This window comes from Marinobacterium sp. xm-m-312 (assembly GCF_013283295.1).
In the GTDB taxonomy this organism is placed as follows: domain Bacteria; phylum Pseudomonadota; class Gammaproteobacteria; order Pseudomonadales; family Balneatricaceae; genus Marinobacterium_E.
This window is the reverse complement of the sequence record NZ_WBYS01000008.1, coordinates 15,059-37,641: the sequence shown is the minus strand read 5'-3', so window position 1 is coordinate 37,641 and position 22,583 is coordinate 15,059. Positions and strand designations below refer to the sequence as shown.

General features: G+C 48.1%; 18 protein-coding genes. 3 read left to right on the top strand and 15 right to left on the bottom strand.

Annotated elements, in window-relative coordinates; genetic code table 11:
- Positions 1-117: 117 nt before the first annotated feature.
- Entirely contained in the window at positions 118-804 is a 687-nt protein-coding gene (gene pgl, locus XMM312_RS10315; protein ID WP_217362056.1) for a 6-phosphogluconolactonase, read from the bottom strand.
- 18 nt (positions 805-822) lie between these two features.
- Positions 823-2,292 (bottom strand): glucose-6-phosphate dehydrogenase, encoded by a 1,470-nt coding sequence (gene zwf / locus XMM312_RS10310; protein WP_173489200.1) that lies wholly within the window; start codon positions 2,290-2,292, stop codon positions 823-825.
- 224 nt (positions 2,293-2,516) lie between these two features.
- Here zwf and XMM312_RS10305 point away from each other — a divergent pair, with 224 nt between their 5' ends.
- Positions 2,517-3,362 (top strand): D-hexose-6-phosphate mutarotase, encoded by an 846-nt coding sequence (locus XMM312_RS10305; RefSeq protein ID WP_173489199.1) that lies wholly within the window; start codon positions 2,517-2,519, stop codon positions 3,360-3,362.
- Positions 3,363-4,360: 998 nt separating this feature from the next.
- On the opposite strand, the gene eda is transcribed toward XMM312_RS10305, so the two are convergent.
- From eda to XMM312_RS10265, 8 genes are all read right to left on the bottom strand, one after another.
- A complete protein-coding gene (eda, locus tag XMM312_RS10300; protein WP_173489198.1) occupies positions 4,361-4,996 on the bottom strand; it encodes a bifunctional 4-hydroxy-2-oxoglutarate aldolase/2-dehydro-3-deoxy-phosphogluconate aldolase in 636 nt (211 codons plus the stop codon).
- Between the two features lie 14 nt (positions 4,997-5,010).
- On the bottom strand, positions 5,011-6,834 hold the full coding sequence (gene edd / locus XMM312_RS10295; protein ID WP_173481072.1) for a phosphogluconate dehydratase: 1,824 nt from the start codon (positions 6,832-6,834) through the stop codon (positions 5,011-5,013).
- A 150-nt stretch (positions 6,835-6,984) separates the two neighbouring features.
- Positions 6,985-8,388, bottom strand: a complete 1,404-nt coding sequence (locus XMM312_RS10290; RefSeq protein WP_173489197.1) for a TRAP transporter large permease — start codon at positions 8,386-8,388, stop codon at positions 6,985-6,987.
- A gap of 1 nt (position 8,389) precedes the next feature.
- A complete protein-coding gene (locus XMM312_RS10285) occupies positions 8,390-9,025 on the bottom strand; it encodes a TRAP transporter small permease subunit (RefSeq protein ID WP_173489196.1) in 636 nt (211 codons plus the stop codon).
- Positions 9,026-9,075: 50 nt separating this feature from the next.
- Positions 9,076-10,080 carry a TRAP transporter substrate-binding protein DctP gene (dctP, locus tag XMM312_RS10280; RefSeq protein WP_173489195.1) on the bottom strand — a complete coding sequence of 335 codons (1,005 nt, stop codon included), beginning with the start codon at positions 10,078-10,080 and terminating at the stop codon, positions 9,076-9,078.
- Positions 10,081-10,205: 125 nt separating this feature from the next.
- Positions 10,206-10,496 carry a hypothetical protein gene (locus tag XMM312_RS10275; protein WP_173481073.1) on the bottom strand — a complete coding sequence of 97 codons (291 nt, stop codon included), beginning with the start codon at positions 10,494-10,496 and terminating at the stop codon, positions 10,206-10,208.
- Between the two features lie 8 nt (positions 10,497-10,504).
- Positions 10,505-11,119 (bottom strand): YitT family protein, encoded by a 615-nt coding sequence (locus tag XMM312_RS10270; RefSeq protein ID WP_254442928.1) that lies wholly within the window; start codon positions 11,117-11,119, stop codon positions 10,505-10,507.
- 84 nt (positions 11,120-11,203) lie between these two features.
- Positions 11,204-14,641: a response regulator gene (locus tag XMM312_RS10265; RefSeq protein WP_173489194.1), complete on the bottom strand. Its 3,438-nt coding sequence runs from the start codon at positions 14,639-14,641 to the stop codon at positions 11,204-11,206.
- 130 nt (positions 14,642-14,771) lie between these two features.
- Here XMM312_RS10265 and XMM312_RS10260 point away from each other — a divergent pair, with 130 nt between their 5' ends.
- A complete protein-coding gene (locus tag XMM312_RS10260) occupies positions 14,772-16,433 on the top strand; it encodes a VRR-NUC domain-containing protein (protein WP_173489193.1) in 1,662 nt (553 codons plus the stop codon).
- Entirely contained in the window at positions 16,430-18,667 is a 2,238-nt protein-coding gene (locus XMM312_RS10255; RefSeq protein ID WP_173489192.1) for an ATP-dependent DNA helicase, read from the top strand. The genes XMM312_RS10260 and XMM312_RS10255 overlap by 4 nt, the downstream gene beginning before the upstream one ends.
- Before the next feature lie 179 nt (positions 18,668-18,846).
- On the opposite strand, the gene ureG is transcribed toward XMM312_RS10255, so the two are convergent.
- From ureG to ureC, 5 genes are read right to left on the bottom strand one after another with little or no spacing between them, the layout of a single operon-like run.
- Complete coding sequence (gene ureG, locus XMM312_RS10250; RefSeq protein ID WP_173483655.1) at positions 18,847-19,464, bottom strand: urease accessory protein UreG; 618 nt, start codon at positions 19,462-19,464, stop codon at positions 18,847-18,849.
- Between the two features lie 8 nt (positions 19,465-19,472).
- Positions 19,473-20,132 (bottom strand): urease accessory UreF family protein, encoded by a 660-nt coding sequence (locus XMM312_RS10245; RefSeq protein ID WP_173489191.1) that lies wholly within the window; start codon positions 20,130-20,132, stop codon positions 19,473-19,475.
- Complete coding sequence (locus XMM312_RS10240; RefSeq protein ID WP_173489190.1) at positions 20,122-20,334, bottom strand: hypothetical protein; 213 nt, start codon at positions 20,332-20,334, stop codon at positions 20,122-20,124. The genes XMM312_RS10245 and XMM312_RS10240 overlap by 11 nt, the downstream gene beginning before the upstream one ends.
- A gap of 38 nt (positions 20,335-20,372) precedes the next feature.
- Complete coding sequence (gene ureE, locus XMM312_RS10235; RefSeq protein WP_173489189.1) at positions 20,373-20,858, bottom strand: urease accessory protein UreE; 486 nt, start codon at positions 20,856-20,858, stop codon at positions 20,373-20,375.
- Positions 20,859-20,874: 16 nt separating this feature from the next.
- Positions 20,875-22,578 carry an urease subunit alpha gene (gene ureC / locus XMM312_RS10230; RefSeq protein WP_173489188.1) on the bottom strand — a complete coding sequence of 568 codons (1,704 nt, stop codon included), beginning with the start codon at positions 22,576-22,578 and terminating at the stop codon, positions 20,875-20,877.
- Positions 22,579-22,583 lie beyond the last annotated feature (5 nt).

Below are 22,583 nucleotides of genomic sequence, written 5' to 3'. Positions count from 1 at the left end.
CGGCCTTTTCAAGACCGCTCCAACAGCAAGCAGCTAACCATGTTGGAGCCTTATCGCAGATGAGGCGATTTTAAAGAGCATCGCGGCCTTTCAAGACCGCTCCAACATGCTGTCGGGTTAGGGAGCCCAGTAGATATCGACAGGGGTTTTGCTTTGGCGTAGAACAGCGCGCACAGGCATCTCTTCGGTGTCGCCCTCACCCATCGCTTGCTCAAGTACCGGCAGTTTTGAATCGCCACAAAGGTGAATAAAGATACGTTTAGCGTGCAACAACCTTTGCAAGGTCAATGTCATACGCAAATGGGGAGCGACGGGCGGAGTCACACCCATACAGGCTTTAAAACCATAAGGGTTTAACGCTGCCGTTAGCTCTGGTGCATTGGGAAAGAATGATGCGGTATGACCATCCTCGCCCATGCCTAAAATCACGGCATCAAACTCTTTTGGAAGTTCACTCAGAACCTCTTCTAGCTTGGTTTGACCAGAACAGGGATACTCAGCGTCATTAAAGTGAGGAATAAAATGCGCAGCCGCCGCTCGATTCTGTAGCAAGTGTGTTTTTACAGATAGAGCATTGCTGTCTTCATGGGTATCGGGAACCCAACGCTCATCAGCCAGAGTAATCCAAACCTTAGACCAATCTAGCTCTTGGACAGAGAGCGATTGGAATAGTGCCGCCGGTGTCCGACCACCCGATACGACCAGTGTCGCACGGCCACGCTCTTCAATTCCGGCTTTTAATAGCGCGACTATCTCTTCCGTTAAACGACATTCAAGTGACTCTCGTGTATCAAATTGAAACATATTGGACATCATTAAACCTCACTCGTGCCAAGAACGACCATCACGCTCGATCAGAGCGATTGAACCAATAGGTCCCCAGGTACCGGCGTTGTAAGGTTTCACTTCGTCACCGACATCTTTCCATGCCTGAATCAACTCGTCACACCAAGTCCAAGAGGCTTCAATCTCATCACGACGAACGAACAGTGACTGATCACCGACCATCGATTCTAGAAGCAGACGCTCGTAAGCATCCGGAGTTCGTTGGTTAGGATCACTTTCGCTGAAGTCCAGGTTGAGCGCACGGTTTTGTAGATCCATGCCTTGGTGCATGCCCAGCTGTTTAGTGACCACGTGAAGACGAATCCCCTCATCTGGCTGAAGACGAATAACCAGACGATTGTTGACGATGTCACGCTGCTTAGGATCAAAAATAAAGTGTGGGTTATTTTTATAAACCACCACGATCTCGGTCATCTTTTGCGGCATACGTTTACCGGTACGCAGGTAGAAGGGTACGCCGGCCCAACGCCAGTTATCGACATTGACTCGTAGAGAGACAAAGGTTTCAGTGTTGGACTTAGTCGCAGCACTGCCCTCCTCTTCACCATAGCCAACCACCGCTTGACCACCGATAGACCCGGCTGTGTACTGACCACGAACGGCACGTTTATTGACATTGGAAGAATTAATTGGGTGAAGGGCTTTCAGAATTCTGACTTTCTCATCGCGAATCGAGTCTGCATCCAGTTTGCTCGGCGGGTTCATTGCGACCATGCAGAGAAGTTGCAACAGGTGGTTTTGAACCATATCACGCATCTGCCCCACTTTGTCGTAGTAACTCCAACGCCCTTCAAGACCAACGGTTTCAGAAACCGTAATCTGAACGTGATCGATTGCCGAGTTGTTCCACTGTGAACCAAACAGGTTGTTGGCAAAGCGCAGGGCAATAAGGTTTTGAACCGTATCTTTACCTAGGTAGTGGTCAATGCGGTAGATACGGTTCTCATTAAAGTATTGAGCAACCGTATCGTTGATCACCTTAGAGCTCGCCAAATCGTGACCAATCGGCTTTTCCAATACGATACGCGTCGTCTCATTGATTAACTCTGCACTGCTGAGGTTTTTACAGATGTCACCAAACACAGCAGGCGGTGTTGCAAGGTAGTTAACCATGATTCGACTGTCATCAAGTTTAGCTTTGATCTTCTTGAAATCATCGGCGGAGGTCATATCGACCTGAACGTAATCAAGACGCGCTGAGAAACGTTGCCACTCTTCAGAGCTCATCTCACCAGGCGCTAAAAATCGAACCAGTGTCGCTTCCACCGCTTCAACAAAGGCAGCCTGGTCCCAATCCGCACGTGCAACGCCGATGATCTTAGACTCAGGGTTCAGTAGCTTCGCTTTGTCGAGCTGGAATAGCGCAGGAAATAGCTTACGCATTGCCAGGTCACCCTTGGCACCGAACAGAACAAAATCACAGGCTTGATGCATTGCATCGTTCATGAGCTACACTCCTTTGGAGGTGGAAAGAGTAAATGTAAAAAATTTATGTAATTTTAGTACATTTTGTAGCAAATGATCTACAAAAGTGATGAGCTAATTTTATATTTAAATGCACTATAGCCCCTTCAATTTGGTGATTAGAGCAGTAAAACCTACTATTTTCGTTGAAACTGATACACTTAACAGACTGTTAACTTTTTTGTAATTTTTATACGTAATCCAATATGAGCATCGATATCACCCGTTTCAAAGAGCAGCTAGACGCTGTTCAACTGACTTTCAAAAGTGACCTTGCCATCATCTCCCTTTCAGGAGGGCACATACTAAGCTATCAATCTAATGGCGAGGAGCGACTCTGGATGAGCCCTAAAGCCAACTTAGAGGCGGGCAAGTCGATACGCGGTGGCATTCCAGTCTGTTGGCCTTGGTTTGGTGCACACCCAAGCGATGAGAGCAAACCAGCCCACGGCTTTGCGCGCACATCAATCTGGACTCTGGTTGATGCACAAGATCATGAGGAGTTTGCCTCTGTCACGCTCGGACTTGAGAACAGCGTTGCGAATCCCCTATTCCCATACGACTGCAGCCTAGCGATAAAGGTCACTCTGACAGACAAACTCAGCGTTGAACTAATTACTACCAATCTTGGCAATCAACCCATAGAGATCACACAGGCACTGCATACCTACCTCCCTATCTCTGATCTAGACAATGCCCGTATCGCTGGTCTGAGGGGTCTGGAGTATGCCGATAAGCTAAAAGATTTCGCACGTGCAACGGAAGATAGAGATTCAGTCGATCTAAAAGAGCCAACGGATAGAGTCTATTTTGACGATTCAAATTGCCTGATCTTGAATGACAAGAACCAAGAAACGCGAATCTACAAACAGAACAGCGGTACCACAGTGGTTTGGAACCCAGGAAAAGAGACGGCCAAGAATATGGCGGATATAGGCGCCGAAAACTACCGTGGCTTCTTGTGTATTGAAGCGGCCAATGCGATGGAAGATAAGGTCCGCATCGAGCCGGGTGAAAGTTTTACCCTAAGGCAAGGGATTTACGCAGCGTAGGAGCTGAATATCCCGTAGGAGCTAGCCCAAAGTGCGAAGCGAAAAAGAAAATATAATCGCTTCGCCTTTCAGGCTAGCTCCTACTATTACGAAATGTTGGAGCGGTCTTACAAAGGCCGCGATGCTCTTCGAAAAATCGCCTCATCTTCGATAAAGTACTGGTGTCTGGCTTTAGCCTGACATCCACTCTTTCCGCGTTTTCCAGATAGACTATAAAGTTGACCCTCGGATGACAGGCTGAAGGCCTGTCACCTTAGATCGCCTCATCTACGATAAGACTCCAACAGCTCAATGCGAAATGTTGGAGCGGTCTTGCAAAGGCCGCGAGGAAAATCGCCTCATCTGCGATAAGGCTCCAACAACTCAATGCGAAATGTTGGAGCGGTCTTGCAAAGGCCGCGAGGAAAATCGACTCATCTTCGATAAGGCTCCAACAACTCAATGCGAAATGTTGGAGCGGTCTTGCAAAGGCCGCGAGGAAAATCGACTCATCTTCGATAAGGCTCCAACAACTCAATGCGAAATGTTGGAGCGGTCTTGAAAAGGCCGCGAGGAAAATCGCCTCATCTTCGATAAGGCTCCAACAGCTCAATGCGAAATGTCGGAGCGGTCTTGCAAAGGCCGCGAGGAAAATCGCCTCATCTTCGATAAGGCTCCAACAACTCAATGCGAAATGTTGGAGCGGTCTTGAAAAGGCCGCGAGGAAAATCGCCTCATCTTCGATAAGGCTCCAACAGCTCAATGCGAAATGTTGGAGCGGTCTTGCAAAGGCCGCGATGATTTTCGAAAAATCGCCTCATCTACGATAAGGCTCCAACGCCTGCTCCTTTCCATCCGTGGAACCGCAGGATACCGTCCGTCCTGGACATACCCTGCTTCTTTCCATCCTTGGAACCGCAGGATACCGTCCGTCCTGGACATAAAAAAGCCGCCCGGGATGGGGCGGCGAAGGGAGTGCAGATGCACTCAGTTTCCACGACCTTTAGGAAACAGGAGGTCTACAGTGCAGAGGCCTTAGCCACTGCGTCTGAAGCTAGCTTGGTAATACCATCCCAATCTTTTGCATCGATCAGATCGGTTGGTACTACCCATGAACCGCCAACCACGCTAACGCTGGGCAGGCTCAAGTAATCGGTAAAGTTGTTTTCATTAATGCCACCCGTTGGGCAGAAACGAACCTGTGGGAATGGACCCGAAATCGCTTTAAGCATCTTAGGTCCGCCCGCAGCTTCCGCTGGGAAGAACTTGAACGCCTCAAAACCGAATTCCATACCACGCATCATCTCGGCAACCGAGCTGATTGCTGGTAGGTAGGGCATATCAGATTCCAAGCCCGCCTTAAACAGAGCATCAGTTGCACCAGGGCTAATGGCAAACATGCCGCCAGCCTCTTGAACCTGTTGAAACTCTTCCGGTTTAGTCACCGTGCCCGCACCGACAATGACATCGTCGACTTTGTCAGCAATCTCTTTGATCACTTCAATCGCTGAATCGGTGCGCAAGGTCACTTCAAGAACCTTTAAACCACCCGCTTTTAATGCTTCTGCCAAGGGCACAGCATCTTCCACGCGTTCAATGACAAGAACGGGCATGACCGGAGAGGTCGTTAACAACGCATCAACGTTAATGCTCATTATTCGAAATCCTTTTACTGTTTAGTTCCGAAGAAGATAGAGGCACCCTCTTCCGCACCTGATACTAGAGAACGCATGCCTGCAAACATCTCACGCCCCATACCGAACTGGTGGGCCGATAGATCCTGAGTCGCGCATTCACGTGCCGCCAACTCAGCCTCATCAACCAGCAGCGTCAGCTCACCGGTATGCGCATCAAGACGAATCAGGTCACCGTCTTGGATCTTAGCAATAGCACCACCGTGCAGAGCTTCTGGTGTTAGGTGAATCGCCGCTGGAATCTTGCCAGATGCACCTGACATGCGGCCATCTGTCACCAGAGCAACCTTGTACCCCTTGTCTTGCAGAGATCCTAAGAAGGGCGTCAGCTTGTGCAGTTCAGGCATACCGATAGCCGCAGGCCCCTGGAAGCGAACAACCACTACACAATCTTTATTGAGCTCACCCGCTTCATAGAGGGCTTTAAGATCATCCTGCTCGTGAAGCACCACAGCAGGCGCTTCCACGACGTAATTCTCTGTCGGTACTGCCGAAACCTTAATCACTGAGCGACCAAGGTTACCGCGCATCACTTTAACCCCACCGTTATTGGAGAACGGCGCTTTTGCAGTTGAGATAACCTCTGCATCCAAAGAGGCTTCAGGGCCTGATCGCCAAACCAATTTACCCTCTTCTAGGAAAGGCTCTTGGGTGTAGTCTTTTAGGCCATTACCCGTCACTGTCAGAACATCCTCGTGCAACAGACCTGCACTAAGCAGCTCACGGAATAGAAGAGACATGCCACCGGCCGCTTGGAAGTGGTTGATATCAGCAGAGCCGTTGGGATAGATACGGGTTAATAGAGGCACTACATCAGATAGATCAGACATATCGTCCCAGTTCACAATGACACCGGCTGCACGAGCCATCGCAATGATGTGCATGGTGTGGTTGGTAGATCCACCGGTAGCCAGTAACGCCACAATACCGTTTACAATCGCCTTCTCATCAATCACCTGATAGAGCGGACGATAATCAGAACCCAAAGAGGTAATACGACAGACCTGCTCCGCTGCTGCTTTCGTCAGTTCGTCACGGAGCGGTGTGTAAGGGTTGATGAATGATGAACCTGGCAGATGAAGACCCATCGCCTCCATCAATAGCTGGTTTGAGTTCGCTGTACCATAGAATGTACAGGTGCCTGCACTGTGGTAAGAGTCTGATTCACACTGTAATAGTGCATCTCGACCCACCTTACCCTCTGCATACTCCTGACGAATACGCGCTTTCTCTTTGTTAGGCAAACCACTTGGCATTGGGCCTGCCGGTACAAAAATAACAGGAAGATGGCCAAAGCTAAGCGCACCAATCAACAGCCCCGGTACAATCTTGTCACACACCCCTAAGCAAAGAGCAGCATCAAACATGTTGTGTGATAGACCAACCGCCGTAGCCATGGCGATGGTATCGCGACTGAATAGACTCAACTCCATGCCATCTTGACCCTGAGTCACGCCATCACACATTGCAGGTACAGCACCTGCCACCTGCGCAACGCCACCCATGCCATTGACCGCTTGTTTAATCAGTTCAGGAAAGTGTTGGAAAGGCTGATGCGCCGAAACCATGTCGTTGTAGGCAGAGATAATGCCGACGTTGGCACTCTCCATCATCTTTAGGGTGTTTTTATCTTGCTCACCACAGGCGGCAAAGCCATGAGCAAGGTTGCCACAAGCGAGTGTAGAGCGAGTTACTTTAGAGCTTTTTGCGGCCTCCATACGAGCGACGTAGTCAGCACGTGAAGCACGGCTCCTTTCAACTATACGTTCAGTAACTTCAGCTAACTTAGGATGTACCACTTCCCACTCCTCTGCACCTAAAGGCGTTCTTATATGTAATTTAATTACATTTTAGTGTGGAAGCATCGATCAAACAAGAAGATTTTAAATAAATTACGTAATAAAAATAAAAAGAGCCACAGGTGCGGCTCTTTTAGTGGGGGACTTTGCTTAACCAGCAGCCAAAGAAGGTAACCAAAGTACAATGGATGGAAACATAAATAGAACTGCAATCGTAAAGGCGTCCGCTATGAAGAAAGGTGTTACCCCTCTAAAGACATCCTGAACACTCAAGTCATCCCGAACTCCAGCAACGACAAAGCAATTGAGGCCTATCGGTGGTGTGATCAAACAGAACTCCGCCATCTTAACCACCAATATGCCAAACCAGATCGCGCACATTGGCCCTGACATACCAAACACACTGTCTGCTGCTGATACGGCCTCACCACCGTTCAGTGCCATGACAGTTGGATAGACGATAGGCAACGTTAGCAACATCATGCCAATCGCGTCCATAAACATACCCAATACCGCATAAGCCAACAGAATCAGCGCCAAGGTTAGGAAAGGTGACTGATCGAGTGAATTAATCCAATCAGAGAACGCCGAAGGGAGGTCAGCAAAACCTAGGAATCGAACGTAGATCAACACACCCCAGATAATGGTGAACATCATGACCGAGAGTTTGGCTGTATCTAAGATCGCTTTGGTCAATTGTTTAAAGGTCATGCCATTAGCAATCGCCATCACCAACACAATAAAAGCACCAATCGCACCGCCCTCAGTCGGGGTACCCAAAGATTCACCAAATGGGTTGTAGGTGAAAAGAATAATCACCGCAACGACTGCAACAATCGGCAGTGCAGGTGGTAGCGATTTAAGTTTCTCCTTCCAACTGTAACCTTTAATCGGTGGACCGAGTTTAGGAATCAAAAGAGCCATACCAACAATCAGAGCCACATAGATCAGTGCAGAGACCGCGCCCGGCAAAAAGCCGGCTAACAGCAGCTGTCCAACATCCTGCTCAACAATGATGGCATAGATAACCAAAATCGCACTGGGCGGAATTAACGAAGCCAAAGTACCGCCGGCTGCAACGACACCTGCAGCAAAGCGCTTGTCATAACCCAGCTTTAACATCTCGGGGATGGCTATACGGGAAAAGACAGCTGAGGTTGCCACACTGGCTCCCGATACCGCAGAGAAACCCGCCGTTGAAAACACCGTTGCAACGGCCATACCACCAGGCATCCAACCTACCCAACGCTTTGCAGCTTCAAACAACGACTTTGTCAAACCCGCGTAATAGGCTAAATAACCTATCAAAATAAAGGTCGGTATAAGGGAAAGCGCCTGACTGGAGATTTTAGAGTGAGGCACCTGCCCTGCTGTCTTAGCGGCCACACCTAACGCCCAAGTGAAGTCCTCTGGGTCAAACGACTTTTTCGCCCAAAAGATCCAAATCAAACCAATCATACCTGCAACGGCTGAAGCAAAGGCAACACGCATGCCAAAAACGACAGCGAGCAACAAACCTCCGGTAACGACGATACCAATCTCAATACTGGTCATCTCATTGACCTCCCATCTCTTCTAGCTGATCCGCCTCTTTGCGAGCCTGTGTTTCAATATCTTCAGTCAAAGGCACAGCGACGGGAGAGGTTTGATTTAAAACGAAGGCTCTAGCAAAACCCCATATTTGCAGTACCAAACGAATAGAGAGCACAGAGAGCGCAATGGGGGCTAGTAACTTAGCGGGCCAAAGAGGCAAGCCTATATCGATCGTAGAATCCCTAGACCAAAGAGGCGCAGAGAAATCGAAACTGCGTTCAAAATGGGACCATGAACCCCAAATCAATAAAATAACTAACAGAAGGATAATGAGAGTCGTTAAGGCTTCTACGAACCACAAAACCCGACCTTTCAACTGATTAACCAGCATATCCATGCGTATATGGCCGCCATCACGTTGAGTGTATGCAATACCCATAAAGGCAATCAGAGGCATGAACTGTTCAATCCAGTCAATGTAACCCGGTATGGGCTGGCTAAACAGGTTACGCCCTGCAACGGACACAACCGCTAGAATGATCAGACCCAACACGGTAAAACCGCCCAAAAGAGCCAACCCCGTCTCTAGTTTGTAAAGACGCTGGTCGATTCGACTGAGCAGTGAGTTATCTGTTAAAACGGAAGCGCTACCAGACATACTCTCTCCAACAATAAAAAAGGGGGCAAAAGCCCCCTGCGAACCGCTAATTACTTAGCCAATTCAGATTCAACAAGATCAAGCAGCGCTTGACCATCAACACCTTTAGCTTGCATGTCAGCTAACCAAGCTTTTGCAGCAGGCGCCGCTACGCGCTCACGGAAGGCAGCAAGAGCATCATCTGAGAAGCTAACTTGCTTGATGCCACGCTCTTCAAGCGTTGGCCACCAACGTGCCATCGTTTTATTCTCATAGAAGCTGATGTAGTGATCCAGTGACTCGTCAACAGAGCTGAGAAGCGCTTCACGGTGTTCTTCAGACAGATCCGCAAGTGCGTCTGAATTGACAACAACAGGACAGTTTACTGATCCTGGGTTTAGGTTGGTCGTCCACCACTCACCCACTTCCACTGTACCGAATGACATGTGAGCGTGAGGAGCAAAAGAGGCTGCAGAGATGACACCGCTATCCAATGCCTGACGAACTTCAGAAGCCGACATAGAACTTGGAACCGCACCTACTTCACGCATCGCAGCACCGATACCACCTGTTGCACGCACGGCTAGGCCCTCAAAGTCTTTAAGCGTACTTGGCGCTTCGCCTTTACCAAGGATATTGTACTGCGGCAGTGGAGATGGCATTAGAAGCGTAGCATTCCAGCGATCTAGATCTTTCTTGGCGGCTGGATGGTTGTAGACAGCCATAGAGATGTCAGCCTCTTGGCGAAGCGAACTGACACCTAGGAATGGAAGTTCCATTACTGTAATTGATGGGTTTTTGTCTGGGTGGTAACCGGCACAGAACTGCGCCATTTCGAAAGCACCAATAGAGATACCATCAAGGTTCTCTTTGTTCTTTGATAGACCACCGTAAGATAGATTCAGTTTGAACTGACCATCGGTTTTCTGTTCAACCAACTCCGCCAGTTTTTCGACGTGCTCAGTGAAGGCGCGACGCTTACCCCAAAGACTGACATTCCATTCAGTCGCAAAGGCTTCAAGTGATAAGGTTGCACCCATTGTCAGGGCAATTGCAGTAACCAGTTTCTTTTGCATTGTTTTCTCCGGTTTATTGAAAAGCATTAAAACTTACTTAAAAAAAGACAAAAGGGATCAATCAAGGAGATTAAAGCCTAACCTCTAATAGAAATCATCAATAGGTTAATTGCAACCCAATTACTCTAGGCTTTCACGTAACGAAACCGAACAACGACACCTATCACTCCGATTAGAGTCAAAAGACCTGAGCCGGTCATGAGAGTATCTGCTAAGCGAGTTTCAGTGAGCTGTTCTGACAAAATGGAGATTGGCAGAACTTGAAAGGCTAGCAACACCCATAAGTAAACATCATTGGCCAGCTTAAGCGGCGTTTCACAGGATGGACAGTCAAATGCTGTTAGGTAGGATTGGCGCTTTCGTGAGTACTCAGGCCCTCTAAGGGACGTTTGGCAGACAGGACAACGACGATTCATTATGACTCCTAAAAACCTGTGTAGCGGCCCGGTTTATGATTGGTGGTCAGGACGAAATTCAATACGATGGCGCCGAGTACAGAGACCGCCAAAAGCCAAGGGGTGACTAACCACACACCAGCAATCACGATCAGTGAATCCAGTACCATCTGTAATTTACCAGCACGAATACCGTAGCGTTCTTGAATGAAGAGCACGAGAACATTCAATCCACCCAAGCTGGCTTGGTGTCTGAAGACTATCAGAAGGCCAATTCCAATTAGGAGGCCGCCACCGATACTGGCAAATAGAGGATCGATTCCCTCTATGACCAACCAGTTTGGAACCAATTCTGTCAGTAAGGAGACCAGTGCAACAGAGAGCATGGTTTTTAAGGTGAAAGCCCACCCCATCTGAACGATGGCCAGCAGGTAAAATGGCAGATTGGTTAGAAACAGTGTCAACCCAAAATTAAAACCGGTTGAGTAGTGAATTAAGATCGCTAACCCCGTAGTTCCTCCTGTTAATAAGCCCGCCTCTTTAAGAAATAGAACACCCATTGCAACCGCAAGGGTACCCGTCACTATGGCCTGTAGATCTTCAAACAGTGTGTGCTTGGTCGGTTCTAATTTGAGTTTTTCCAAGGTTTCATCCCTGTTACTAAGGCACGATCGCTACCGGATCGTTTAATTCGTAACGATGATTGTACCTTAGGAATGGGTTGAGAGTTACTCGGTATACTGATCGATGAAACGCCAAGTTTCATCGAGTATCGTTTTTAGTTCATCGATTAAAAGATCAACATCTCCAAGGCTTGGTGAGTTGTAGACATCCATCAACGCTTTAGCCTTGTGACTGATTGCTGGTAAACCCAGTACCGCTGCCCCCCCTTTTAACTTGTGTGCTAACTGTTCAGCTGCAACAGGGTCCAGTGTTTTTAGCTGTTCGTCAACCGATTGATATTCCGATTTAAACCTAACCAAATAGCTCTTCAGCTTGGCCTCTGTTTTCCAGTATGAGAGTGCCTGCTCTCGGTTGAAAAATTCAGAATCAAACTCTTCAGCATCCTTTGATTGTTCTGTAGCGATGTTTGCAGCCTCTATTGAAAGCTCATCGACCTTTGATACATTTGACACCCATTTGTTAATAACTTCGATCGACCTATCGATATCAAAAGGTTTAGCGATAAAGTCGTTCATTCCAGAATCCAGAGCTGCCTGCTTATGCTGTTCAAAAGCGCCCGCAGTCAAAGCCACAATTGGAATATCCAGTTTCAACTCTTTGCGGATAGCCTCTGTTGCTTGATAACCATCCATGATGGGCATCTGCACATCCATTAAGATAAGATCGACCTCAGACGCATGACTCTTCAGCCAATTTACTGCCTCTTGCCCATCATTTAGGGTAATAACAGTCGCCCCTTCTGATTCAAACGATAGAACCGCCACCTCGCGGTTAAATTCATTATCGTCTACTACCAACAGTCGTATGTCTTGCAACGAGTGGGCCGCATGATCTTTGTATTGAATTGCGTTCGGTTGAATCGTTTTTTGGTAGGCATCGTATAGATCTGATGCTGTGATCGGTTTTTCAAGAATTAGATCCACGTATTGACTGTCAGATGAGCTTTTAACTTGATCCATTCCGTAAGCGGTCACCATGACGATGATTGGCGTTTTATCGCTAGGCAAATGAGTTTTCAACTGCTTCGCAACCGTTAATCCATCCACATCCGGCATATCCCAATCTAACAGGATGATATCTTTAATTTCTGACTCCTTGATCACTTTATCAATGACCATAGCGCCACCATTGACCACTTCAGAGCGCCAGCCAATCGAGTCGACAATGGATCGAATCGCTTCACGCGCCACCTCATGATCGTCTGCGATTAATACATCCAGTGAGCGGCTCTGGTGTCTAACGGACGCATCACCCAAAGGCATGGTTAGCATAAATGAGAAAGCACTGCCCTTACCCTGCTGGCTCTCAACTTTCAGCGTAGATCCCATCAAGTTAAGGAGTGATTGACTGATTGAGAGCCCTAAACCACTCCCCCCAAATTTTGAATGGGTGCCTGCCTCGCCCTGTTCGAAAGCTTCGAATATCAGATTCAAATTCTCTTTGGCGATGCCAATACCACTGTCTTTGACCGAGAAAAGAAGCTCAACAGAATCGGCCGTTTTACTGAGCGTAATGATCTCTAATTTGACGTAACCCGACTCAGTAAACTTAATCGCATTGCCGATGAGATTCACTAAGACCTGTTGAATGCGAACTTCATCACCGACTACCTGATTTTCCAGATGGGTGGCATTGTTAATCACCAACTCAACCTGCGGTTTATTCAGTGCAGCGCTGTGCATGATCGCCGACAAGTTGTTAACCAATTTTTCTAAATCAAAACTACTGGGCGACAAATCCAGCTTATGAACACCCAGTTTTGAGTAGTCCAAAATGTCATTAATCACCGCAAGTAGGGATTGTCCTGCGGCCATTAATCGAGCACCAATGTGTTCAGCATCTAACTCACTGCCTTTGCGCTGCAGCATCTGTGACATGGCAATAATTGAGTTTAGAGGGGTACGAATTTCGTGACTCATATTGGTTAAAAATTCACTCTTAACCGAGGCGAGCCTTTCCGCCTCTTGTGAACGACTGATCAGCTCTTCGTTCGTTGCAGCCAATTCCATTGTGCGCTGTTCTACAGCTTGCTCTAGCTCTTCTCGATAGGCTTGAGCTTGGCTTTCCAGTTCATACTCAGCCGTCAAATCACGCAGGTTACCGACAAAATAGGGTTTCTCACCAATCCAGACCTGAGTCACGGCAATTTCGACTGGGAAGGTCTGACCCTCTTTCGTCAGTGCAAAACTTTTTCGCGAGCTTTCGACTACATGTTTAACGCCGGTTCTTTTATAGCTGTCTAAATAGCCATCGTGATGTGACCTCATAGGATCCGGCATCAGCATTTTGACGTTTTGATTGAGCACCTCTGAGTGTGTATAGCCAAAGAGCTTCTCGGCCGCCTGGTTAAACTCAACAATCAGTCCTTTATCGGTGATCAAAATGGTCGGGATCAGTGAGTTACTGATGATTTTTTCACGTATCGCAGACTCTTTTTTTAAAGTATTTTCTGCAATCAACTCTTTAACGGCTGCACGGCTCCATAACAGGCTCAATAACGCCAGAGTTAGTCCAACGCCAATGGGAATGGGTTGTAGCAACTCCTTTTGTACCAGCTTCGGAAGGTTGAGGGGCTCAAACTCGGAGATAAGATAAAGTGATCGGGGTGATTCAACGACCAGACTTCCGATAGAACGTGGGTATTGAAGCCTTAACACCGAGGCTTCCTCTATTTTATTGACCTGGTTATCGTTAGTGGCTTTGAGTGAGTACCAGATCGCCTGGTGAGTATCGGCAAAACTGCTTTGCCCCCCGAGTTGGCGACTCCAATTAAATTGACCTGTCTCATCAAAGATCCAGTAGCCCTCATCATCAACCAACTCAATATTCCCTGGGAGCGTTGCTGCCACATCCATCTCATGCAGAATGTTCTCAGCTAGATAGTTCAGTATTAATACACCCACCAGATCGCCGGCATCGTTTATCAGTTTGTGACTTAAACGAATCATCGGTTTATGGGGCTGTTCTATCTGACCATTCTCAACATTCAGGTCAAGCTGTGATGCATAACTCTCATTCGGACCTAGGTTTAACGCTTCGAAAAAATAGTAACGGTTGGATTTGTCTTGCAGAAGTTCAGTGGGAGTGATGACAGCCTCGCCTGAAGAGTAGTTCACTCGAACGGTTTCATACCCAAGATTTGAGAGGATTCGAACCTGATCGTAACGTCGACTGACCGTTGAAAGAAGCGCGAAGTAGTTTTCAACACCTTGTCTAGCCTCTTCGCTGGGGTTATTGGTGTACTCTATGATCTCTTTGGAGTTGATCAACGTCTCTAAATCTTGTGATAGAAAATCAAGATCCTCTTGGATAACGACCCCAACGGATTCAAGCAGGTCATCAGTAACTTGACGTTCACTGTCGTAACGCGCTGTCTCAGTCTCAATAATCGTGTAACTGTATAGCCCTATTGGAACTAACAGAACAATTAATAATCGTAAAAAGACATTGATGAATAGATTGCTACCAAGAGAGAACTGCATTTATAACTTCCGATAGAAAAGGGATTTGTCCTCATTTAAGAGTAGTCCATTTCTGGCATAATGAAACCAATGTTTTGGTTTTTTTCTTTCTACTTTGTAGCCTTTTCGGTTTAGAGATAAGCTCATTAAGATGACCCATTCAATCACTTCAGCCGAGTTAACCAACCCTCTCTATTACCTACAAAATGCACAGACACTAATCGGCTGGGTCGTTAAGGTTTATCAGGATCTTCTTACAGAAGAAGAGTTAGATAGACTGTCTCAATTTCAGTCATTGAGCGAGCCAGCGAAGGCACTGTTAATAAGAATGGTGATGCGCAGCCAATCTCAATTTTTGATGCGCCACATCGATCACTACCAAGAGATCATAGAGCCAACTGAAGCGCTAATTGATTCATTAGTAAGTGCCAAACTGATAGCACTCAACCAACCGCTATCCGTTCAAGAGTGTTTCAAACTGCTTAATCGGCAAGAGTTGTTGATGCTTCACAACCAACTGAGCTCAAAGCCATTGAGTAAAAGCAGTTCAAAACAGACCCTGTATGACTCACTGCAAAGGAGTAGCACTGCCCCCCTTCCCCTTCACCAGCATCTACCTGTGCTTGGTGATACTCTCCATCTTTTGTGTGATCCGCTGTTTGAGCGTCTCAAGTTGATGTTTTTTGGCAACCTGCATCAAAGCTGGAGTGAATTTGTCGTTACGGAGCTAGGTTACTTCAAATATGAGCCCGTTGAACTTAGCCTAGAGAGTCGAGCGTTTCATCGCAGAGAGGACCTTGATCAATACATCGAATTAGAGCATCTGTTGACCGGCGATAGTCTCTTATCGATTGAAGAGAGAGTCCTAGCCACCCAAAGAATCGAACCGATAAGCAGTTGGCTGGCAGGTCGCAAAGATCGCGTCCTCTATCTATTGGCGAGAGAGTTGGAGCGCGAGGATCAAACAGAGGCGCTAAGGGTCTATCAGCAACTGAGTATTCAAGATGCTCACATACGCGAACTCCGCCTGTTAGAGCGCTTAGGGAAACTGGAAGAGTGTCATGAGCGGACACGGCTATTTCAACAGGACAATCCTACTCCGTTAACTCAACTTGCCTACCAGCGTCTGTTAAAACGTAGCAGTAAAAAACTGGGCGTTGAGTACAGTGCGTCTGCACTCCTAGCCCCGCCTCAACAGAGATTAACCCTGGATCAAATAGAGGGGGTATCCGTTGAACGACAGGTTGCAGAGCACTTAACGAGCGAAAACTCGCACGGCCATTACGTCGAAAACCACTTAATCAATGGACTCTTTGGCCTGCTCTTCTGGGATGTGATCTATGCCCCGGTTCCAGGCGCTTTTTTTAACCCCTTCCAATCCCGCCCAGCCGACCTCTACCGAAGTCACTTCAAAGAGAGACGCTACCCTCTTATTGCCGAGGCGATGACTCAAATCGAAACGGGCCAGTATCGTGAAACCATTCGGCAACGATTCAGAGAGAAACAGGGTATAACAAACAGCTTCATCCATTGGTCTGTACTGACAGAGGAGCTTGTAGAGCGGGCATTAAATTTTATCCCTGCAGAGCATTTAAAAAGGATTTTTGAACGACTTTTGATGGACATTCGAACGCATCGCAGTGGTTTCCCTGATCTGATTCGATTTAACAGTGACGACGAGAGTTATGAACTGATCGAAGTGAAGGGGCCAGGCGATCGCATTCAAGACAACCAAAAACTCTGGCTCGATTTTTTTGTTCGTCATGACATCCCCTGCTCCGTCTACTGGATCGAGTGGAGCCACCCCGAATGAGAGCCCTCTCCGTTCGCACCCTATGTGAGTTTTGTGATCGATCTGGTGATATCGATCTAAGATATACGCCGGCCCCCACAGCACTGGAGGGAATACAGGGGCATAAACGACTGCAAATGCGTCGTCCCAAGAGCTATATCCCAGAGTTCCCTGTGGCTGTGGATATCAAAGATTTCCACCTAAAAGGCAGAGCCGATGGTTGGGACCCTAGCCAGAATCGTGTTGAAGAGATAAAGACACACCGAGGGGATCTTGAACGCCAGTCAACGGGACAGCGACAGCTTCATCTGGCACAACTTCGTAGCTATGGTGCCATGCTATGCATGAGTGAATCACTGCATGAGATCCATCTAAGATTGAGCTACTTGGAGATCGCTTCCGACGAAGTTACACACTTCGACTTTACTGTGAATGCTGCAGAGCTGATCGAAGAGCTCAAACAACGAGTGACTCACTATCAAACCTGGCAGAGCACTCTCGATCAACACCGAGCGGCTCGGCAAAGCCATATTGCGTCGCTCGTTTTCCCTTTTCCCCATTTCAGAAAAGGGCAACGGGAGCTGGCTGAAGCCGTCTACAAAGCGAACAACAGAGCTAAACAACTACTTATAGAGGCACCCACTGGCTCAGGAAAAACCTTGGGCACCCTGTTTCCAGCGATTAAGGCGCTTCAGACCGAGTCGTTGGACAGCCTCTACTATCTGACAACCCGAAATACAGCCCGTAGAGTGGCACTGGATGCCTTTGAGTTAATTCAAAGCGACTCACCCATTCCGCTCTCGCTTGTAGAGATGACCTCAAAAGAGGCAGGCTGCATCGAGCCAGACAAGCTCTGCCAGGGCGATAGCTGCCCACTGGCAAAAGGCTTTTTTGATCGCCTACCGGCTGCTCGTGATGAAGCGTTTACAAAACAACAACAGACCTTTGATCAGACCGCTCTGCAAAGGCTCGCCAAGCAGCACTCCCTCTGCCCCTACTTTTTAGGGCAAGAATTGGCGCGTTGGGCGGATATTGTGGTGGCTGATATCAATCAATTTCTAGCACCTAGTGCTATTTTGTATGGCTACCTTGTACAAGATGAGCGAAAGGTCTCGGCACTGGTGGATGAGTCTCACAATTTGATCAGCCGCTGTCGCGACCTCTACTCGCTGGAACTTCGCCAGATTGATTATCGTTTTGATACTAACAATCAGGATTTACAACGCGCCTTGGATTCTGTGCAACGCGCGTGGCAACAGCTGTTTAGTGATCGAACAGGTGAACAAGAATTTATTAACTACCTACCAGAGACATTAGAGAATGCACTGCAGAAACTCTGCTCAGTCATCGGTGAAGAGCTGGCCATGGACCCATCAAGCATGGAGCTGCAAAATCTACTCTTTGCCTCTTCGGCCTATTTAAAGTTGGCTGAACAGTTTGGCGAGCACTCCATTGCCCGAGTAGAGAAACGCCGTAGAGGCAGAGGCGAGTTAGCCATACTCAATATGGATCCATCGCTATTCCTAGTTGAGCGCTGGCAATCTCTTCACAGCTTGACGATGTTCTCTGCCACGCTAAAGCCGTTTGACTACTACCAACAACTGCTTGGTCTAAATGAACCCGTATCAGGGTCGCTGCCTTCACCCTTTGAACCTGACCAGATCCGATTAACCCTTCGCAGAGATATCGATACTCGTTATCAATTCAGAGCGCGTTCGATACAACCTATCGCAGAGTTACTGGTGGAGCTGTATCACCAAAATCCAGGCAACCACCTCTTCTTCTCCTCCAGCTTTAGTTATCTAAACGAGATTGAAAAGGCTGTTGCTGAGATGGACCCAGATATTGATCTGCATCCGCAAAGGCAGGCCATGTCCAATGCCGAGCGACAGGACTTTTTAGATGCTTTTTCACCAACGAGTCGAAAACTGGGTTTGGCTGTACTGGGTGGTCTTTTTTCGGAAGGGGTCGATCTTCCAGGAGATCGACTGATTGGCGTAACGGTTGCCACCTTGGGGCTACCGCCCTTTGATGAGTTTCATGATCTGATGCGAAACAGTTTTGATGAGCGTTTCGGAAAGGGATATGAGTACACCTACCTTTACCCAGGTTTGCAAAAGGTAATTCAAGCTTGTGGGCGTTTGATACGCACGGCTGAGGATCGAGGAACGCTGACGCTGATTGATCCTCGATTTGCATCGCCTGAGATACAGGCGATGCTACCGAGCTGGTGGCCATCGCCTCATCTTCGATAAGGCGCCAACACCAACTCGGCGAACGAACCGTTGGAGCGGTCTTATAAAGGCCGCGATGTTTACTGATAGAAATCGCCTCATCTTTGATAAGGCTCCAACACCAACTCGGCGCGCGAACCGTTGGAGCGGTCTTATAAAGGCCGCGATGTTTACTGATAGAAATCGCCTCGCTGCTTCAATTAACTATCCAACATCCCCTGATGCACGATGAAGTCGATGATATCTTGCAGCCCTTTACCCTCTTTTAGATTGGTGAAGACCCAAGGTTTCTCGGGGCGCATTCGATTGGTATCTGACTCCATTACCGAGAGATCAGCACCGACGTAAGGTGCCAAATCGATTTTGTTGATCACCAACAGATCCGATTTAGTGATTCCCGGTCCACCTTTACGAGGAATCTTTTCGCCCTCTGCCACATCGATGACGTAGATCGTAAGATCCGCCAACTCTGGACTGAAGGTTGCACTGAGGTTATCACCACCAGACTCAACAAAGACAAGATCCAGCGTTTTATGTCGTTTAGCCAGCTCTTCAACTGCCGCTAGATTCATTGAGGCATCTTCACGAATAGCGGTATGCGGGCAACCACCCGTTTCCACACCAATGATGCGATCAGGCTCTAGCGCTTCAGCGCGAGTCAAAATCTTTGCATCCTCTTGGGTGTAGATATCGTTGGTCACAACGGCAAGGTTGTAGTGATCTCGCATCGCTTTACACAACGCCTCGAGTAGTGCTGTTTTACCTGAACCTACTGGACCACCTACACCAATTCGAAGTGGGGATTTATAGTCACTCATGACTGCTCCTAAGATCTAAATAATCGTGTGTATTGTGTTTCGTGTCGACTGCTTGCAATCGCTAATGCTGGCGTCACGCTACTGGGGTTTAATACCCCTTTGGAATGTTCAACTGACTGCTCTATTGAATAGGCCATTCGTTGTAGCGTCTGCTGGCCTTGTGTCTGACCGAGTGGAATCAGCTTAACGCCAGCCATAACGGCATTCTCTAGCCAGCTCCAAAGGTAACCAGCAAACAGTTTATCCCGAGGGATTTGCCATTGATGCGCGGCAATCGCGATACCTGCTAATTGTGTTCGCTGGCAGGCCTCCAACAAGAGACCTTCTAGGTTTACATCCAACTGAGGAAGCAGGCGCGCTAACGCCGCCCCACGCTGTCTCTCTTCAAGACGAAGCTCTTTAGTTTCGCGCCAAGCGATCAACTCTTTTGTCAGTTGGTTAAATGCCTGTGCATCGGCTTCATCTAAGGCGTTAAGCATTCGATCCAGCATCGGTAGCTCAAGTGTCGTTAGGGAGTGATTTAACTGTTCTGTTAACCAGGCTTCAAATCGCTCTTGAGAGTCTACCCAGCCCGCTTCAACCGCCAACTCCAACCCTTGCGAGTAGGTGAATGCACCGACCGGCAGTGACGGACTGATCAGCTGAAAAAGACGAAGATCACTTAGCACGTTGCGCCTGTGCTTTGGTCTTTATACGGGTCGCTAGGGCCAGTGTTGCTGCGATGGAGCCAACAACGGCCAAAGAGAGTGCTGCATGCTCAACTGAGGAGAAGGCATGCCCCAAAGCTGAAGTCAAATTAGAGTGATCACCGGTATGAGCAAAGGCCGCAGTTGGGGCGATCATAAGAAGCGACAATAATTTAATGTTCATTATATTAGATTCCTGTTAAATACTTAATCTATAAAGAATTAATGTGAATGTTGATGATCTGCATGACTGTGTGAATGGCTGTGCGAGTGTCCGTGACTAGAACCACCATAGGCGCCAGCCTCAGGTTCAAACGGCAGTGACTCACAGGTCACTGCACCACCCAATCCAACCACCATGTCGTCCAACACATGGTCATGTTGGTAGCTAACATACTCATCATTGATCTCAAGCGGCACGTGTCGGTTACCCAGGTGGTAACAGATACGTGATTTTAGAAGTGGGTCACTGGTTCTAACCACTGACAGAGGTTCAGCCGCGGCTTGCACTGTCACAACTACCCCATCATCATTCGTTAACTGTTCGCCCCCACGAAGTATCTCCCCGCGTGGTAGATCCAAACCGGCCTCTGTACCATTTGAGAGCGTCACTCTCAGACGGCTACGTATGCGCTGATCAATGGTTAACTCAAGCGTCAGATCGGTTTCAGCTGAATGGGACTCCAGCTTTTTATTCAGTTTAATCATCTCGTTACTGTCTTACTTAAAATAGGAAATAGCGCTGCGCCATCGGCAATATTTCGGCCGGGTCACAGGTCAACGTCATGCCATCTGCTGTGACCTCATAGGTTTGAGGATCCACCTGAATATCGGGCTGCCAATCGTTATGAACCATCTGATCTTTGGTGGCGGTTCTGCACCCTTTCACTACTCCAATCATCGACTGCAGACCAAGCTCTTCAGCCACTCCAGCAGCAACAGCTGCTTGAGATAGGAAGGTCATTGACGTGCTTTGAGCCGCTTTACCAATGCTGGCAAACATTGGACGATAGTGAACAGGCTGAGGCGTTGGAATGGATGCATTAGGATCGCCCATAGGAGCCGTCGCGATCATACCCGCCTTCAACACCAGACTGGGTTTAGTGCCAAAGAAAGCGGGTTTCCACAACACAAGATCGGCCAGTTTACCGACCTCAATTGACCCCACTTCGTGTGAAATTCCATGGGCGATGGCCGGGTTAATGGTGTATTTAGCAATGTAGCGTTTCAAACGATGGTTATCGTTGCGCTCAGAGTCCGCCTCTAAAGGGCCTCTCTGTACTTTCATCTTATGCGCAGTCTGCCAGGTACGAATGACAACCTCCCCAACTCGACCCATCGCTTGTGAATCCGATGAGATCATCGAAAAAGCGCCAAGATCGTGAAGGATATCCTCTGCGGCGATGGTTTCGCGACGAATACGTGACTCTGCAAAGGCGACATCCTCAGCAATACTGGGATCTAGATGGTGACAAACCATCAGCATGTCGAGGTGCTCATCCACCGTATTAATGGTGTAAGGACGTGTTGGATTGGTTGACGAAGGCAGCACATTTTTAAGGCCTGCTGCCTTAATGATATCCGGTGCGTGACCACCACCCGCTCCCTCTGTGTGGTAGGTGTGAATCACACGGTCACCGATCGCATCCAGTGTCGCTTCGACAAAGCCTGATTCATTTAATGTGTCAGTGTGAATCGCTACCTGAACATCGTATTTCTCTGCAACGCTCAGGCAGTTATCGATTGAAGCGGGCGTAGTGCCCCAATCTTCATGCAATTTAAGCCCGATAGCACCCGCTTCAACCTGTTCGATTAACGGCTCGGGAAGACTAGCGTTACCCTTACCTAAGAAACCGAAGTTCATTGGTAATGAGTCTACTGCTTCCAGCATTCGGGCAATGTTCCATGCACCTGGTGTACAGGTGGTTGCATTGGTACCTGTGGCTGGGCCTGTGCCACCACCGATCATCGTGGTGACGCCTGAGCAGAGCGCTTCATCAACCTGCTGCGGACAGATAAAGTGAATGTGAGCATCAATCCCGCCAGCCGTTAGAATGCTGCCTTCACCGGCAATCACTTCTGTGCTGGGACCAACGACAATATCAACATTAGGTTGGATATCAGGATTACCGGCTTTACCAATCGCAAAGATACGACCATCGCGAACGGCAACATCGGCTTTTACTATCCCCCAGTGATCAAGAATCAATGCATTGGTAATGACCAGATCCGGTGTATCAATACGGCAGGCTTGGCTCTGACCCATACCATCACGGATAACCTTACCGCCACCAAACTTAACCTCCTCACCATAGGTCGTGTAATCCTTCTCGACCTCTAACCAGAGCTCGGTATCCGCTAAGCGAACACGGTCTCCTGTGGTTGGACCAAACATTTCTGCATACGCGGTGCGATCAATAACAGACATTCTGA